The organism is Modestobacter lacusdianchii, assembly GCF_054177765.1.
Map to the genome: position 1 here is coordinate 1 of NZ_JBJJTJ010000046.1, position 15,074 is coordinate 15,074.

The window sequence follows — 15,074 nt, forward strand, 5'->3', positions numbered from 1 at the left end:
CCGGCCCGACGACGTCGGGCCGGCCCTCTCGCGTGTGCTCACCCCAGGTCGCTGACCACCCGGTCGCGACCACCGCTCTTTGCGCCGTACAGGTGCTCGTCGGCCCGGCTGAGCAGCTGCGCCGGCGTCGCCCGGCCCACCGCGCCGGTCACCCCGATGCTGACCGTGACCGCCAGGCCGTCGGCGAGCTCGGCCCACGGGTGGGCCGCCACCGCCTGCCGCAGGCCCTCCCGCCGCCGGACGGCGCCGGCCAGGTCCCCGCCGGCCAGGTCCCCGCCGGCCAGCACCAGCAGGAACTCCTCACCGCCCATCCGCGCGGCGAACGTGCCCGGATGGGCCACCCCCGCGGCCGACGCGGTCGACTCCAGCAGCGCGGCCACCGCCCGCAGCACCTGGTCACCGACGTCGTGGGACCACCGGTCGTTGACCTGCTTGAAGTGGTCCAGGTCCAGCAACGCCACCGCGACGCACTCGCCGTCCGCGGCCGCGCGGTCCAGCAGCCGGGGCAACTCGTCGTCGACGTGGCGCCGGTTGTAGAGGCCGGTGAGCGGGTCACGCAGCGAGAGCTCCCGGTATCGCCGGCTCTGCCGCCGCGCCTCGGTCGTCTCGTGCATGGCCTGCAGTGCCCGCGCACGGGCGTCCCGCTGGGCCGACTGCAGGTCCAGGGCCTCCTGGCAGTACGTCTTGTGCTCGGCGAAGGCCGCCCGGAAGTCCCCCGCGGCGGCGTGCAGCTCGGCCTGCTCCCGTCGGGCACGCACCCGGATCGAGGTCAGGCCGTGCCGGTCGCAGCGCCGCACGCACTCCTCCAGCGTCCGCCGGGCCGCCGCCACGCTGCCCCGTCGGCGCTGCACCTCGGCCAGGGTGAGCAGGAAGTCGGCACCGGCGTCCCCGTCCGGCGAGGCGTCCAGCGCCTCCCGGGCCGCGCCCGGTGCCAGCGCGGCCTCCGCCTCGGCCAGCCGGCCGAGCCCGATCAGGGCGCGGGCGATCGTGTCCAGGCGACCGACGTGCAGCGGGACGCCGTGGGCGGCAGCGAGCGCCTGCAGCCGGGTGCTGAGCGTCAGCGCGGTGTCGTAGCGGCCGGCCACCGTCTCGACGTAGGCGTGGTTGTTCAGCACCAGCAGCTGGCGGTCGACGTCCCCGAGCTCCTCGGCCAGCAGCAGCACCTCGGCGTACCGCTCCGCGGCACCCCGGTCACCCTGCAGGCCGAGGCAGTCGGCCAGCCGCGCCAGGTGGTCGATCCGTTGCGCCGAGGGGCCGTCGGCGTCCAGCAGGTCGACGGCCAGGACGGCGTGCTCCAGCGCCTGCGAGAGGTCGCCGAGCTCCTGCAGGACGGCGGCCAGCAGGAAGTGGCTGCGGGACAGCAGGTGGCGCGCGCCGTGCTCGGTGGCCCAGCGCTGCACCTCCTGGGCGGTCCGGCCGGCGCCGGCGACGTCGCCACGGCGGCGCGCCAGGTCGGCCTGGACCAGCCGGGCGCGCAGCTCCAGCGTGGCGTCGCCGAGCCTGCGGGCGTCCTCGGCCGCCCGTTCGGCCCGTGCCGCGGTGTCGGGGCGGTCGAACCGGGACAGCGTCTCGAGCTGGTCCAGCACACCGGCCAGGTCAGCAGCGCCGGCCGGGTCCGGAGACACCTCCGGCCGGCTCGGTCTCCCCACCTCCACGTCCCGCACACCGACGCATCGACGACCCGGGAACGATCTTGAGCGGCTCCCCGGCGACCTGCCCCGGAAGGGTGGGTGCCCAGAACGGGTCCGCCCCCGTCACCGGGAGGTGACGGGGGCGGACGCGCCTGCTCAGCGCCTCACCGCCGGCGGGCGGCGAGGCCCTGGGTCAGTGGCTGTGACCGTGCCCGTGGGAGTGGCCGTGGGTGTGGTGCCCACCGTCGGCGTGCTCCTCCTCGGCCGGCTTGTCCACGATCGCCGAGTCGGTGGTGAGGACCATCGTGGCGATCGACGCGGCGTGGGTCAGGGCCGCCTTGGTCACCTTGACCGGGTCGATGACGCCCTGGGCGGCCAGGTCGCCGAACTCACCGGTGGCGGCGTTGAAGCCCTGGCCGACGCCGAGCTCCCGGACCCGGCCGACGACGACCGGGCCCTCGAAGCCGGCGTTGGAGGCGATCAGCGCCAGCGGGGAGTCGATCGCCTTGCGCACCGACCGGGCGCCGACGAGCTCGTCACCGGTGAGGTCCAGCTCGTCGATCGCGGAGGCCGCGTGCACCAGCGCCGAGCCACCGCCGGGGACGACGCCCTCCTCCACCGCGGCACGGGTGGCGTTGATGGCGTCCTCGATGCGGAACTTGCGCTCCTTCATCTCGACCTCGGTCGCCGCGCCGACCCGGATGACGGCGATGCCGCCGGCCAGCTTGGCCAGCCGCTCCTGCAGCTTCTCCCGGTCCCAGTCGGAGTCGGTGGCCTCGATCTCGTTGCGGATCTGGGCGACCCGCTCCTCGATGCCGCCCGTGGTGCCGCCCCCGTCGACGACGGTGGTGTCGTCCTTGGTGACGGTGACCCGGCGGGCGGTGCCGAGCACCTCGAGGCCCACCTTGTCCAGGGACAGACCGACGTCCTCGCTGACCACCTGACCGCCGGTGACGACGGCGAGGTCGGCCATGAACGCCTTGCGACGGTCACCGAAGTACGGCGACTTCACCGCGACGACCTTGACGGTCTTGCGGATGGAGTTGACGACCAGGGTCGACAGCGCCTCGCCCTCGACGTCCTCGGCCACGATCAGCAGCGGACGGCTGCCGGTGGACAGCACCTTCTCCAGCAGCGGCAGCAGGTCGGCCAGCGCGCTGATCTTGCCCTGCACCAGCAGCACGAGGGCGTCCTCGAGGACGGCCTCCATCGACTCCTGGTCGGTGACGAAGTACGGCGACAGGTAGCCCTTGTCGAACTGGACGCCCTCGGTGACGTCCAGCTCGGTGGACATGCCGTTGGCCTCTTCGACGGTGATGACGCCGTCCTTGCCGACCCGCTCCATCGCCTCGCCGATCAGCTCGCCGACCTCGGCGTCCTGGGCGGAGATGGTGGCGACCCCGGCGATGGCCTTCCGGTCGTCGACCGGGATGGCCACGGCGTCCAGCGCGGCGGAGACCGCGTCGACGGCGGCACGCATGCCGGCGCCCAGCGCCATCGGGTTGGCCCCGGCGGCGACGTTGCGCAGGCCCTCGTGCACGAGCGCCTGGGCCAGCACGGTCGCGGTGGTGGTGCCGTCACCGGCGACGTCGTTGGTCTTGGTGGCCACGTTCTTGGCCAGCTGCGCGCCGAGGTTCTCGTAGGGGTCCTCGAGCTCGATCTCGCGGGCGATGGTCACGCCGTCGTTGGTGATCGTCGGCGGACCGAAGTTCTTGTTGATGACCACGTTGCGGCCGCGGGGGCCGAGGGTGACCTTGACGGCGTCGGCGAGCTTGTCGACGCCGCGCTCGAGGGCGCGGCGGGCGTCCTCGTCGAACAGGATGATCTTGGCCATGCCAGACCTCTCTGGAGGTGGTGCGGAGGGAGAACGGGGGCAGACGACGACCGCCCCGGGACCCGGTGGTTCGGGTCGCCGGGGCGGTGTCGTGCTGGTCTAGCGGAGAGCTGAGGTCACTTCTCCACGACGGCGAGCAGGTCGCGCGCGGAGAGCACGAGGTAGTCCTCGCCGCCGTAGCGCACCTCGGTGCCGCCGTACTTCGAGTAGATGACCACGTCGCCGACGTTCACGTCGAGCGGGACCCGGTTGCCGTTGTCGTCGACGCGGCCGGGGCCGACGGCGATGACGGTGCCCTCCTGGGGCTTCTCCTTGGCGGTGTCCGGGATGACCAGACCGGAGGCAGTGGTGGTCTCGGCCTCGTTGGCCTGGACCACGACACGGTCCTCGAGCGGCTTGATGTTGACCTTGGTAGCGGTCGTCACGTCGTGACGCCCCCTTCGGTGTCGGACGGGTGTTCGGGAGTGGTGCAGATGCTGTGGCACGGGGGCTGCGCCTGCCGTCGCGGGGGTCAGGCCCAACCCGTGTCGATTGGCACTCTACCCATGCGAGTGCCAGCCACTCAACCGGGTCGCCTGCCCGGGTGACGGGCCGATGGACGAGGCTGTCGCGGTGTCCACCACCGACCCTGCGGACCAGGCCGCCGAGACGGTCGCGCAGCTCCGGGACATGACGACCCCCGCCGGCGCGGCCGCGCTCAGGCGGGCCGCCGACCTGCTGGCCGAGCGCACCGACGCGGTCACCGCGCTCTCCCGGCTGCGCGCCGAGGTGGGCGTCGCGCTGGCCGGCCCGGCGTGGGGCTTCGCCCGGCAGCGCGACCGGGCGCGGGCGGTCTTCGGCGCCGACGCCGACCGTCTGCTCTTCACCGCCGACGCCCTGGAACAGGCCGGCCGGCCGCGGCTGGCCGACCGCCGGGCCGCCCGGCTGCTGTCCGCTGGCGCGGACTCGGTCGTCGACCTGGGCTGCGCCGCCGGCACCGACACCATCGCGCTCGCCCGGTCCGGCGCCCGGGTGGTCGCGGTCGACCTCGACCCGGTGGCCCGGGAGCTGACCGCGCTCAACACCGCGGCACTCGGGCTGGCCGACCGGGTCGAGGTCGTCGCCGGGGACGCCGTCCAGCTGGTGGCCGCAGCCACGGACGGGCGGGTGGCCGGCTGCGCCGCCGCCGTCCTCGACCCGGCTCGGCGGGCCGGCGGCCGGCGGCAGCTGGACCCCGACCGGTGGTCACCGCCCTGGTCGACGGTGCAGGCGCTGCTGGACGCCGTCCCGACCTGCGCGGTGAAGGTCGCCCCCGGGCTGGACCACGACCGCGTGCCCGCCGGGGTCGAGGCGGAGTGGGTGTCGGTCGGCGGCTCGATCGTCGAGGCGCTGCTGTGGGGCCGGGAGCCCTCGCGCACCTGGCGCCGGGCCACGGTGGTCGACCGGGCCGGCGCGGTGCACGAGCTCACCGCCGACACCGACCCCGGTGTCGCGGACGCCGGCCCGGTGCGCGGCTGGCTGCACGAACCCGACCCGGCGGTCATCCGCTCCGGCCTGGTCGCCCTGACCGCCGCCGAGCTCGACGCGACCCTGGTCGACCCGACGATCGCCTACCTGACCTCCGACGCCGCGGCCGACTCCCCCTGGGTCTCCTCCTACCGGGTGGCCGACGTCCTGCCGTTCAACCTCAAGAAGCTCAGGGCGCTGCTGCGCGCCCGCGGTGTCGGGCGGGTGACGGTCAAGAAGCGCGGGTCGGCCATCGAGCCCGAGACGCTCGCCCGCCAGCTGCGCGGCCCCGGCGAGGGCAGCGCGGTCGTCGTCGTCACCCGCGTCGCCGGCGCCCCCACCGCGATCGTCTGCGACCACCCCTGACCCGTGGCCGCGCCCAGGGGCTCGCCCCGAGCCTGCGAGGGGTGCGGGGGGCGAGGTCCTCCCTCAGCGGCTGACGACCTCGATGGGCAGCGAGCTGTCGGCGCCCAGGTCGATCTGCGAGGCGGTGACGCCGGCCTCGACGAGCCGGGAGCCGAGCGCGGCGACCATCGCACCGTTGTCGGTGCACAGCCGACGGCTGGGCACCCGCAGCACGATGCCGGCCGCGTCGCAGCGCTCCTGCGCCAGCGCCCGCAACCGGCTGTTGGCCGCGACCCCGCCGCCGATCACCAGGTGGTCGACCCCGTGGTCCCGGCAGGCGCGCACGGCCTTGGCGGTGAGCACGTCGACCACCGCCTCCTGGAACGAGGCGGAGACGTCGGCCACCGGCACCGGCTCACCGGCCCGCTCCCGGGCCTCGACCCAGCGGGCCACCGCCGTCTTCAGCCCGGAGAAGGAGAAGTCGTAGGGCGCGTCCCGCTGGCCGGTGAGCCCGCGCGGGAAGGCGATCGCCCGCGGGTCGCCCTCGGCGGCGGCCCGGTCGATCGGCGGGCCACCGGGGAAGGGCAGGCCGAGCACCCGGGCGACCTTGTCGAAGGCCTCCCCCGCGGCGTCGTCGATGGTGCGGCCCAGCTCCTGCACGTCCTGGGCGAGGTCGGGCACCAGCAGCAGCGAGCTGTGCCCACCGGAGACCAGCATCGCGATCGAGGGCTCGGCCAGCCGCCCGTGCTCCAGTTCGTCGACGGCCACGTGCGCGGCCAGGTGGTTCACCCCGTACAGCGGGACGTCGAGGGCGAGCGCGTAGGCCTTGGCCGCGGCCACGCCGACCAGCAGCGCCCCGGTCAGCCCCGGGCCGGCGGTCACCGCGACCGCGTCGACGTCGTCGACGGTCACCCCGGCGTCGGCCAGCGCCCGGTGCACCGTCGGCACCATCGCCTCCAGGTGCGCCCGACTGGCGATCTCCGGGACGACGCCGCCGAACCGCTCGTGCTCCGCCATGGACGTGGCGAGCGCGTCCGACAGCAGCGTCTGACCGCGCACCAGCCCGATGCCGGTCTCGTCGCACGAGGTCTCGAACCCCAGCACCAGCGGCTGGCTCATGACCGCACCTCCCGTTGCATGACGACCGCGTCGGCCCCGCTCAGCGGGTAGTAGTGCGGCCGCCGGCCGATCTCGGCGAAACCGCGGCGGCGGTAGAAGGCCTGGGTGTCCGCGTCGTCGGCCCGCACCTCCAGCAGCACCGGGGTCGGCCGCCGGTCGGCCTCGGCCAGCAGGGTGTCCAGCAGCAGGCCGCCGATCCCCTCGTGCTGATGGGCGCCGGTGACGCCGATGGTCGCGATGTGCGCCTCGTCGGCGTAGGCGATCAGCCCGGCGTACCCGACGACCGACTCGTCGTCGGCCACCGCGACCAGGTAGTGCCGGGTGTCGGGGCGGGCGAGCTCGTCGCGGTACATCCACTCGGTCCAGGTGTCCGGGGCGAACAGCTCTTCCTCCAGCTCCATCACCCGGGGCAGGTCGGCGACGGTCATGTCCCGCAGCCGGACGCTCACTGGGACACCGTCTTGCGGCTCACCGACGGGACGGCGTCGGGACGGCGGAGGTACAGCGGCTCCAGCGGTGCCGGCGGACGCCCGAACGACGGCGCGGCGGCGCGTACCAGGCCCGCCGTCGTCACCTCGGCGGCGACGACCGCACGGCCCAGCCGCTCGGCGAACCGGACGTCCCCGACGACCGGGTCGGTGACCGGGGCGTCCTCCGGCCGGTCCACGCCGGGGCCGGACAGCCGCGCGCCGGCCGCGTCGTAGGTGGCCCAGTGGACCTCCTTGCGGCGGGCGTCGGTGACCACCGAGCGGGCGCCGTCGCCGACCGCGTCCAGCGAGCACACCCCGTGCACCGGCAGCCCACGAGCGTCACCGAGCGCCGCCGCGGTGACCACCCCGACCCGCAGGCCGGTGAACGGCCCGGGCCCCAGGCCCACGACGAGGGAGTCCAGCTCGCGCAGCGCCAGCCCGCTCTCGGTGAGCACCTCGCGCACCGCGGGGGTCAGCAGCTCGGCGTGCCGGTTGCCCGACGCCACGGCCCGCTCGGCGAGCACGTCGGCGCCGCCGTCGGCCGACCAGCGTGCGAGACCCACGACGAGGGTCGGGGTGGCGGTGTCGAGCGCGAGGACGAGCACGGGAGCCCAGGGTAGTTGCCCGGGGCAGGCGGCCCCCGCGGCAGCCGACTCAGGAGACGTCGACCGCGTCCACCTCGGCGAAGAACGTCGCCCGGGTCAGCGTGACGGTGTTCCAGCCCCGGGACAGCCGCACCTCGTGCTCGACCGTCGTCCAGTTGCCCCAGGTGGTGTGGGCGTAGGTGACCACCCCGGCGTCCCGGCCGTCCACGGTGACGGTGTGGGTCGCCTCGACCGGCCAGCCACCGCGCTCGGACCCGTTGGCGAACCGGATGCCCAGCGTCGCCCGCCCGGCCCGCTCGGCGTGCACGCGCACCGCGACGGAGCTGTCGGCGAAGTCGAGCCCGCCCACCACGGCGCCGGCAGAGGCGGTGGGGTCGGCGCGGACGGTCGCGTTCGTGACCACGCCGTCCTCCGCCTCGTACCGGGTCGCGTCCGCGGGGTCCGTGGTCGGGGCCACCGGCGGCGTCGTCGGCCGGCCGGGGTGCACGTCCACCGCATCGAGCTCGGCGAAGGCGGTCCCCCGGGTCAGCGTCACCGTGTTCACGCCCGGGCGCAGCCGCACCTCGTGCTCGACCAGCTGCCAGTTGCCCCAGGTGGTGTGGGCGAAGGTGACCACCCCGGCATCCCGGCCGTTCACGCTCACCCGGTCGGTGGCGAGCACCGGCCCCGTCGCGTCCGTGGAGCCGTTGGCGTAGCGGATCGCCAGGGTCGCCCGCCCCGGCCGGTCCGCGGTCACCTGCAGGGTCACGGAGCTGTCCGGGAAGTCCATCCCGCCGACCTTCGCCCCACCCGAGGCGGTCGGGTCGGCCACGACGGTGGCGCGGGTGACCACGCCGTCCTCGGCCTGGTACCGGTCGCCGGCGGCCGCCACCGACGGGACGCCGTCGGGCGACCACTCCAGCTCGCTGAGGTACACCGCCCGGTAGCTGTAGGTCGGGTCCCAGCCGTGGAAGAGGATCGCCGTCCCGCCCCGCGGGTCGGTGACGACGTCCTGCCCGCCGGGGCCGCGCACGTCGCCGCGGAACCGGTCGGTGGTCATCAGCTCGGTGGTCGCCTTGGTGTACGGGCCGGTCAGGCTCGTGGCGGTGGCGTAGGCGGTGCGGTATCCCCCGCCGCCGAAGTCGTTGGCCGAGTAGAAGAGCGTGTAGGTGTCGCCGCGCTTCACCAGCGTGGGCGCCTCGACGACGTTGCCCTCGAACGGCCGGTCCCGGCGGATCAGCTCCTGGGGCGGCCCGGTGAGCGTGGTGCCGTCGGCCGACAGCGGCTGCAGGTGGATGATCGCCGTCAGGCCCGGGCAGCAGTTGCCGTCGGCCTTCCACAGCAGGTACAGCCGGCCGCCCTCGCTGTACGTCGCGGCGTCGATGGCGCCGCCGAGGTCGGTCGTGCCCCGAGCGCCGTCCGGGCAGACCAGCGGCTGGTCGCCGACCGGGGTGAACGGGCCGTCCGGGGAGGCCGCGACGGCGACCCCGATGCACTGGCGCGGGGCCAGCTCGTCGCGGGCCGTGTAGTACAGCGCGTACCCACCACCGGGGACGGCGGAGACCTCGGGCGCCCAGATGCACCGGTCGGTGGCCCCGCCGGGGGCGAAGCTGCACTCGCCGACCCAGTCGCCGAGCACCGGCAGCACGTCGGCCTGCGCCCGCCAGTGCACCAGGTCCCGCGACGTCCGGTGCTGCACGTTCTGGCCGTCGGAGTTGGTCGCGTAGGCGTGGTAGACCCCGTCGACCAGCAGGACGTCGGGGTCGGGGAAGTTGGCGTCGATGACCGGCTCGATGGTCGGCGCCCCGGGGCGGGCGTGCGACGGCGCGGCCTGGGCGGTCGCGGCCGGCACGAGCAGACCGAACGCGAGCAGCAGCCCGCCGAGCCAGGCGGTGGTCCGCGTCCTCGTCGATGCCACGGTCTCCTCCTCGGGCCCGGACCGGGTGACCCCAGGAGCGTGACCCCCGTCACTCCCGACGTCAACCGTGCCGGTGGCGGCCCGGGGGGGGTTCAGCCGCCGGCGAGCCGCTGCTCCCAGCCGGGGCCGACCGGCACCAGCCGGGCGGTGCGGACGTCGTCGTCCCGGCGGTCGAGCTCGACGACGAGGTGCTCGTCGGCCAGCTGCTCGACCAGCCCGTGCCCCCACTCGACGACGGTGACCGCCTCCTCGGTGGTGGCGTCCAGGTCCAGGTCGTCGACGTCGGCCATGCCGGTGAGCCGGTAGGCGTCCACGTGCACCAGCGGCACCCGACCGCCGCGGTGCACCCGCGCCAGCACGAACGTCGGCGAGGTGACCGGGCCGGGCACCCCCAGGCCGGCACCGATGCCCTGGGTCAGCGCGGTCTTCCCGGCACCCAGCGGGCCGGCCAGCACGACCAGGTCCCCGGCCCGGAGCAGCCCGGCCAGCTCGCGGCCGAACGCCTGGGTGTCGGCGACGGTGGGCAGCTCGTGCTCGCGCCTCACAGCGTGCCCGCCACGGCGCGCAGGTCGGCGGCCAGGGCGGCCCGCGGGGCCCCGTTCGGACCGAACCGGATCGCCGCCGAGGGGTGGTAGGTGACCCACACCGCGCGCCCGTCGACCTGGTGCGCCCGGCCGCGCACCTGGCCGAGCACCGTCTTCGGGCCGAGGAACCACTTCGCCGAGGACAGCCCGAGCGCGACCACGGTGCCCGCGTCGAGCAGCTCCAGCTGGCGGCGCAGCCAGCCGCTGCAGCGGGCCACCTCGGGGGCCTTCGGCGTCCGGTTGCCCGGCGGCCGGCACTTCACGATGTTCAGCACCGCGACCTCCTCGCGGGCCAGTCCCGCCTCGGCCAGCAGCAGGTCCAGCAGGGCGCCGCTCTTGCCGACGAAGGGCCGGCCGGTCTCGTCCTCGGTGGCCCCCGGGGCCTCCCCCACGATCACCAGCCGTGGCCGGCCGGCCGCGGGCCGGTCACCGACCACCACGTGCCGGCGGGTGGCGGCCAGCTCCGGGCAGGCCACGCAGCCGCGGGCGACGTCGGCCAGGGCGGCCCAGTCCGGGGCCGCCGCGGCGGTGCGGGCCACCTCCTCGGCGGCCGCGTCCAGGCGGGGCGGTCGGAGTGCGGCCACGCCGTCACCCTACGGCGCGCCGCCGCGGACGCTCAGCCGGTGGTGCGCTGCTCGGCGGCGACCCGGCGCAGCAGGTCCGCCAGCGCCGCCGTCACCTGCGCCGGGTGCTCCAGCAGCACCAGGTGCCCGGCGTCGGGGACCTCGACGTAGTCGACGACGCCCTCCCCCGACTCCTGGAACCGCGCCACGATGCGCTCGCTGTGCTCCTTCGGGATCAGCTTGTCCGCGTCCCCGGTGAGCACCAGGGTGGGCACCCGGCGCAGCGGCTCGACCGCCCCGCCGACGTCCAGGCCGGCGATCGCCGGGTAGAACTCGGCGACCACGTCGACCGGCGTCCCGGCGATCATCGCGTCGACGTACCGGCCCAGCGCCGGGTCGACGTCGGTCGAGGAGAACGACAGCGACCAGGTCGCGGCCGAGACGACGTCCTTGGCCAGCCGCCGGGTCCGCTCGGCGATCCCGGGACGGCGGCGCATCGTCCACACCGCGACCGGCAGGACGGCGGCGCGCACCCGGGTGAGCAGCGAGGGCAGCCCGAAGTCCAGGTCGGCGAGGTTGCCGCTGGAGGTCGAGACGAGGGCCACCCCGGCGATCCGGGTGCCGAACAGCTCCGGCCGCTGCCGGGCGAGGGAGAGCACTGTCATGCCGCCCATCGAGTGCCCGACCAGCACCACCGGGCCGCGCGGCGCCCGGGCGGTGAGCACCGCCGCCAGGTCCGCGCCCAGCTGGTCGATCGTGGAGCGGTCCGCGGCGCCCCGGCCGGACGAGCCGTGCCCCCGCTGGTCGTAGAAGACCAGGCGTGCGGCGGGCCGGTGGCCGTTGGCGGTGGCCAGCCGGGCGCCGAGGTCGCGACGCTGGAAGGTCCAGGAGCGCATCGACAGCGCATAGCCGTGCACGAAGACGACGGTCAGCGGTGCGTCGGTGGGCCCGACCTCCTCCACCGACAGCGGCACCCCGTCGTCGGTCCGCACCACCAGGGTGCGGTCGGCGGGGCGGCTGCCGGCACCCAGCGGGTCCTCCTCGCGCAGCTCCGCGGTCGGCACGTCGGTGACCGGCCGACCGTCCGCCCCGGCCTGACCGGCCAGCTGACCGGCCCGCACCCGGGACGTCGCCGACCGGGTGACCGCCACGCCGACGGCGGTCCCGGCCGCGGCCAGACCGACCGCGGCGCCGACCAGGCCGGCCGTGCGCCCCAGGTGGTGGCTGCCGTGCGGGTGCGCCCCGCGGGTCACCGGAGCACCCCGGCGGTGCCGACGTGGCGGCGCCGGAAACGGCCGCCCACCCGGGTGACCAGCTCGTAGTGGATGGTGTCGACCGCGTCGGCCCACTGCTGGGCGGTCGGTTCGCCGTGCGCGCCGGGCCCCCACAGCACCACCGTGTCGCCGGGGGCCACCGCGTCGTCACCGACGTCGAGCACGAACTGGTCCATGCACACCCGCCCGGCGATGGTGCGCTGCGCACCGGCCGCCAGCACCGGCGCGCGGTTGCCCGCCGCCCGCGGCACGCCGTCGGCGTACCCGACCGGCACCAGCGCCAGCGTCGTCTCCCGCGCGGTGGCGTAGGTGTGCCCGTAGGAGACCCCGACGTCGGCCGGCACCCGCTTGGTCAGCGCGACCCGGGCCCGGACCGTCATCGCCGGCCGCAGCCCGTACTGCGCGGGGTCACCGCCCAGCGGGTCCAGGCCGTAGACCGCGACACCCGGCCGGACCATGTCGTACCAGGTGTCCGGCAGCGCGATCGTCGCCGCCGAGTTGGCCAGGTGCCGGCGGGCCTCGGTGAGCCCGGCCGCCCGGGCGAGGGCGACCGCCTCCTCGAACACCCGCACCTGGCGGCCGATCGTGGGGTGGGTCGGGGCGTCGGCGTAGGCCAGGTGGCTCCACAGCCCGGTGACGGTCAGCTCACCGTCGGCCTGGGCGCGGGCCGCAGCGGCCACCAGGCCGGGCCAGGCGTCGGGGGTGGCACCCTCCCGGGACAGCCCGGTGTCGGCGAACAGCTGCACCCGGGCGGGCGTGCCGGTCGCGCGGACGGCGCCGACCACCTCGGCCAGCGCCCACTCCGCGTTGACCGACACCTCGACGTCGGCGGCGAGCGCGGCGGCGTAGTCCTCCCCCGGCGCGTGCTGCCAGGACAGCAGCGGTGCGGTGACCCCGGCCGCGCGCAGCGCCAGCGCCTCCTCGAGCACCGTCACCCCGAGGGCGTCCGCCCCGCCGGCGAGCGCGGCCCGGGCGGCGGGCACCAGGCCGTGGCCGTACCCGTCGGCCTTGACCACCGCCATCAGCGGCCGGCCCACCCGCTCCCGCAGGGCCGTGGTGTTCGCGGCGATCGCGTCCAGGTCGACCACGACCTCGGCCCGGCCATCGAGCGCCTGCTGCAGCTGCGTCACGCCGTCCACTCTCCCAGGCGGGGCGGGTCAGGCCGCGCTGCCGCGCAACCGGGCCACCGTCTCGGGCAGCCGGCGCACCAGGTCCCCGGCGATCAGCGGGCCCCGCTCGGCCGCCAGCTCACCGGCCCGCCCGTGCAGATGGGCGGCCACCGCAGCCGCCTCTGCCGCCGGGACGCCGGTGGCCAGCACCGCGCCGAGGACGCCCGCCAGCACGTCACCGGTGCCGGCGGTGGCCAGCCAGGGGGTGCCGGTGCCGTTGACGAACGTGCTCCCCGCCGCGTCGGCGACCACGGTGGCCTCGCCCTTGAGCAGCACGGTGCACCCCAGGTCGGCAGCGCCGCGGCGGGCGGCGGCGACCCGGTCGGTGCCGACGTCGCCGAAGAGGCGGGCGAACTCCCGGTCGTGCGGGGTCAGCACGGTGGGCGCCGACCGGCCCCCGACCAGCTCCCGGTGCCGGGACAACAGGGTCAGCGCGTCGGCGTCGAGCACCACCGGCAGGTCGGTGGTCAGCACCTCGCGCAGCACGCTCAGCGCGTCGTCGTCGGTGCCCATCCCCGGCCCGACCACCCAGGCCTGCACCCGGCCGGCGTCCCCCGGGCGGCCCGCGGTGACGATCGCCTCCGGCCACGCGGCCCGCACGCCGTCCGCCGCCGTACCGGCGTAGCGGACCAGGCCCGGGCGGGTGCGCAGCGCAGCCCCGGTGCAGAGCACCCCGGCACCGGGGTAGGTGGCCGAGCCGGCGAGGACGCCGACCACGCCTCGGGAGTACTTGTCGTCGTCGGCGTCCGGTGCCTCCAGGTGGCCGGCGACGTCGGCGTCGGTCAGCTGCACCGCGTCGGGCGCGGGCAGCTCGTCGGCCAGGCCGATGTCGACCAGGTGCACCGTGCCCGCCCGGCCCCGGCCGGCGCCGACGACCAGCCCGGTCGTGACCGCGCCGAAGGTCACCGTGTGCTGCGCGGGGAACACCTCGCCGGGCACCTCGCCGGTGTCGGCGTCGACCCCGCTCGGGACGTCGACGGCCACCAGAAGCCCCGGTCCCGCGGTGGCGCGCCGCACCAGCTCCGCCGCCGCGGGGCGCAGCGGGCCGGAGCCACCGATGCCGACGATCCCGTCGAGCACCAGGTCGGCCCGCTCCAGGCCGGCCGCGTCGGCGTCGACCACCCGCCCACCGGCCCGGCGCAGCGCCGTCAGGCCCGCGGCGTGTGCCCGCCCGGGGTCCAGCAGCACGGCGTGGACCTGCGCGCCGCGGGCGGCCAGCCGGGCCCCGGCCAGCAGCGCGTCCCCGCCGTTGTCGCCGGAGCCGACCAGCAGCACCACCCGGACACCGTGCGCCCGGCCCAGCAGGCCCAGGCAGACGGTGGCCAGGCCGGTCGCCGCCCGCTGCATCAGCGCGTCCGGGCGCAGCCAGGACAGCACCCGTTGCTCCGCGCCGCGCACCTGGTCGGCGGTGAACAACCCGATCACGGGGCGACTCCCTCGGCGATGACCACGGCTGAGGCGATGCCCCCGTCGTGGCTCAGCGACACGTGCCAGGAGGTCACGCCCAGCTCGGCCGCGCGCCGGGCCACCGTGCCGCGCACCTCCAGGTGTGGCCGGCCGCGCTCGCCCACCACCACCTCCGCGTCGTGCCAGTGCAGGTCACCGGGAGCACCGAGCGCCTTGGCCAGCGCCTCCTTCGCCGCGAACCGGGCGGCCAGCGACTCCCCGGTGCGCGCCGCCCCCGAGGGCGTGCGCTGCTCCTCCGCGGTGAACAGCCGGTCCCGCAGCCCGGGCGTGCGGTGCAGGGAGGCGGCGAACCGCTCCACCGGGCAGACGTCGATCCCCACGCCGATGATCACCGGGCCAGTCTGCCCCGCGCTCCGTACCGCCGTCCGTGGTCCTCCTCGGCCCGGCTGCGGGGACCGGCGGCGCGCGGAGCCGGTCGTGGGGCGGCCGGGCCGTGCCGCCGCCCGTCTCCCTGCACCTACGACTGTCCCCCCGCACCAACGCTGGTGCAGGGGGACAGCGGTCGATCAGGTGAGGTGAATTCACGGGGTGGACGCAACACCGTCGTCGTGGGCCGTCGACAGTAGCTTGGCCATGGCTTCGGCTGGGGTGTCCCAGCCGAGGGTTTTGCGTGGGCGGCCGTTGAGTTCAT

General features: G+C 76.1%; 14 protein-coding genes. 1 reads left to right on the plus strand and 13 read right to left on the minus strand.

What is annotated here, in order from left to right:
- Nucleotides 1–38: 38 nt before the first annotated feature.
- From ACJTNH_RS19990 to groES, 3 genes are all read right to left on the minus strand, one after another.
- On the minus strand, nt 39–1,625 hold the full coding sequence (locus ACJTNH_RS19990; RefSeq protein ID WP_458178891.1) for a diguanylate cyclase: 1,587 nt from the start codon (nt 1,623–1,625) through the stop codon (nt 39–41).
- A 199-nt stretch (nt 1,626–1,824) separates the two neighbouring features.
- A complete protein-coding gene (gene groL, locus ACJTNH_RS19995) occupies nt 1,825–3,465 on the minus strand; it encodes a chaperonin GroEL (RefSeq protein WP_458178893.1) in 1,641 nt (546 codons plus the stop codon).
- A gap of 116 nt (nt 3,466–3,581) precedes the next feature.
- Complete coding sequence (gene groES / locus ACJTNH_RS20000) at nt 3,582–3,890, minus strand: co-chaperone GroES (RefSeq protein WP_014742799.1); 309 nt, start codon at nt 3,888–3,890, stop codon at nt 3,582–3,584.
- A gap of 169 nt (nt 3,891–4,059) precedes the next feature.
- On the opposite strand from groES, the gene ACJTNH_RS20005 reads away from it, so the two are divergent.
- Nucleotides 4,060–5,316, plus strand: a complete 1,257-nt coding sequence (locus ACJTNH_RS20005; RefSeq protein ID WP_458178895.1) for a class I SAM-dependent methyltransferase — start codon at nt 4,060–4,062, stop codon at nt 5,314–5,316.
- Nucleotides 5,317–5,379: 63 nt separating this feature from the next.
- On the opposite strand, the gene tsaD is transcribed toward ACJTNH_RS20005, so the two are convergent.
- From tsaD to ACJTNH_RS20055, 10 genes are all read right to left on the minus strand, one after another.
- Entirely contained in the window at nt 5,380–6,414 is a 1,035-nt protein-coding gene (gene tsaD / locus ACJTNH_RS20010; protein WP_458178897.1) for a tRNA (adenosine(37)-N6)-threonylcarbamoyltransferase complex transferase subunit TsaD, read from the minus strand.
- Entirely contained in the window at nt 6,411–6,863 is a 453-nt protein-coding gene (gene rimI, locus ACJTNH_RS20015) for a ribosomal protein S18-alanine N-acetyltransferase (RefSeq protein WP_458178899.1), read from the minus strand. Before rimI ends, tsaD begins: the two co-directional genes overlap by 4 nt.
- Nucleotides 6,860–7,489, minus strand: coding sequence for a tRNA (adenosine(37)-N6)-threonylcarbamoyltransferase complex dimerization subunit type 1 TsaB (tsaB, locus tag ACJTNH_RS20020; RefSeq protein WP_458178901.1), 630 nt, complete (start codon nt 7,487–7,489; stop codon nt 6,860–6,862). Before tsaB ends, rimI begins: the two co-directional genes overlap by 4 nt.
- 49 nt (nt 7,490–7,538) lie before the next feature.
- Nucleotides 7,539–9,386 (minus strand): family 43 glycosylhydrolase, encoded by a 1,848-nt coding sequence (locus tag ACJTNH_RS20025; protein WP_458178903.1) that lies wholly within the window; start codon nt 9,384–9,386, stop codon nt 7,539–7,541.
- 92 nt (nt 9,387–9,478) lie between these two features.
- Nucleotides 9,479–9,931 carry a tRNA (adenosine(37)-N6)-threonylcarbamoyltransferase complex ATPase subunit type 1 TsaE gene (gene tsaE, locus ACJTNH_RS20030; protein ID WP_458178905.1) on the minus strand — a complete coding sequence of 151 codons (453 nt, stop codon included), beginning with the start codon at nt 9,929–9,931 and terminating at the stop codon, nt 9,479–9,481.
- Nucleotides 9,928–10,554: a uracil-DNA glycosylase gene (locus ACJTNH_RS20035; protein WP_458178907.1), complete on the minus strand. Its 627-nt coding sequence runs from the start codon at nt 10,552–10,554 to the stop codon at nt 9,928–9,930. Before ACJTNH_RS20035 ends, tsaE begins: the two co-directional genes overlap by 4 nt.
- Before the next feature lie 32 nt (nt 10,555–10,586).
- Complete coding sequence (locus tag ACJTNH_RS20040) at nt 10,587–11,786, minus strand: alpha/beta fold hydrolase (RefSeq protein ID WP_458178909.1); 1,200 nt, start codon at nt 11,784–11,786, stop codon at nt 10,587–10,589.
- The gene (alr, locus tag ACJTNH_RS20045) at nt 11,783–12,937 is read right to left on the minus strand and encodes an alanine racemase (protein ID WP_458178911.1); all 1,155 of its coding nucleotides are present in this window, start codon (nt 12,935–12,937) and stop codon (nt 11,783–11,785) included. Before alr ends, ACJTNH_RS20040 begins: the two co-directional genes overlap by 4 nt.
- A 27-nt stretch (nt 12,938–12,964) precedes the next feature.
- Nucleotides 12,965–14,401, minus strand: coding sequence for an NAD(P)H-hydrate dehydratase (locus tag ACJTNH_RS20050; RefSeq protein ID WP_458178913.1), 1,437 nt, complete (start codon nt 14,399–14,401; stop codon nt 12,965–12,967).
- The gene (locus ACJTNH_RS20055; RefSeq protein WP_458178915.1) at nt 14,398–14,775 is read right to left on the minus strand and encodes a holo-ACP synthase; all 378 of its coding nucleotides are present in this window, start codon (nt 14,773–14,775) and stop codon (nt 14,398–14,400) included. The genes ACJTNH_RS20050 and ACJTNH_RS20055 overlap by 4 nt, the downstream gene beginning before the upstream one ends.
- Between the last annotated feature and the right edge of the window lie 299 nt (nt 14,776–15,074).

Bases quoted from the DNA above. Each gene is read 5' to 3' on its own strand.
- tsaD (WP_458178897.1), bottom strand. From the start codon at position 6,414: ATGAGCCAGCCGCTGGTGCTGGGGTTCGAGACCTCGTGCGACGAGACC.
- ACJTNH_RS20005 (WP_458178895.1), top strand. From the start codon at position 4,060: ATGGACGAGGCTGTCGCGGTGTCCACCACCGACCCTGCGGACCAGGCC.
- groL (WP_458178893.1), bottom strand. From the start codon at position 3,465: ATGGCCAAGATCATCCTGTTCGACGAGGACGCCCGCCGCGCCCTCGAG.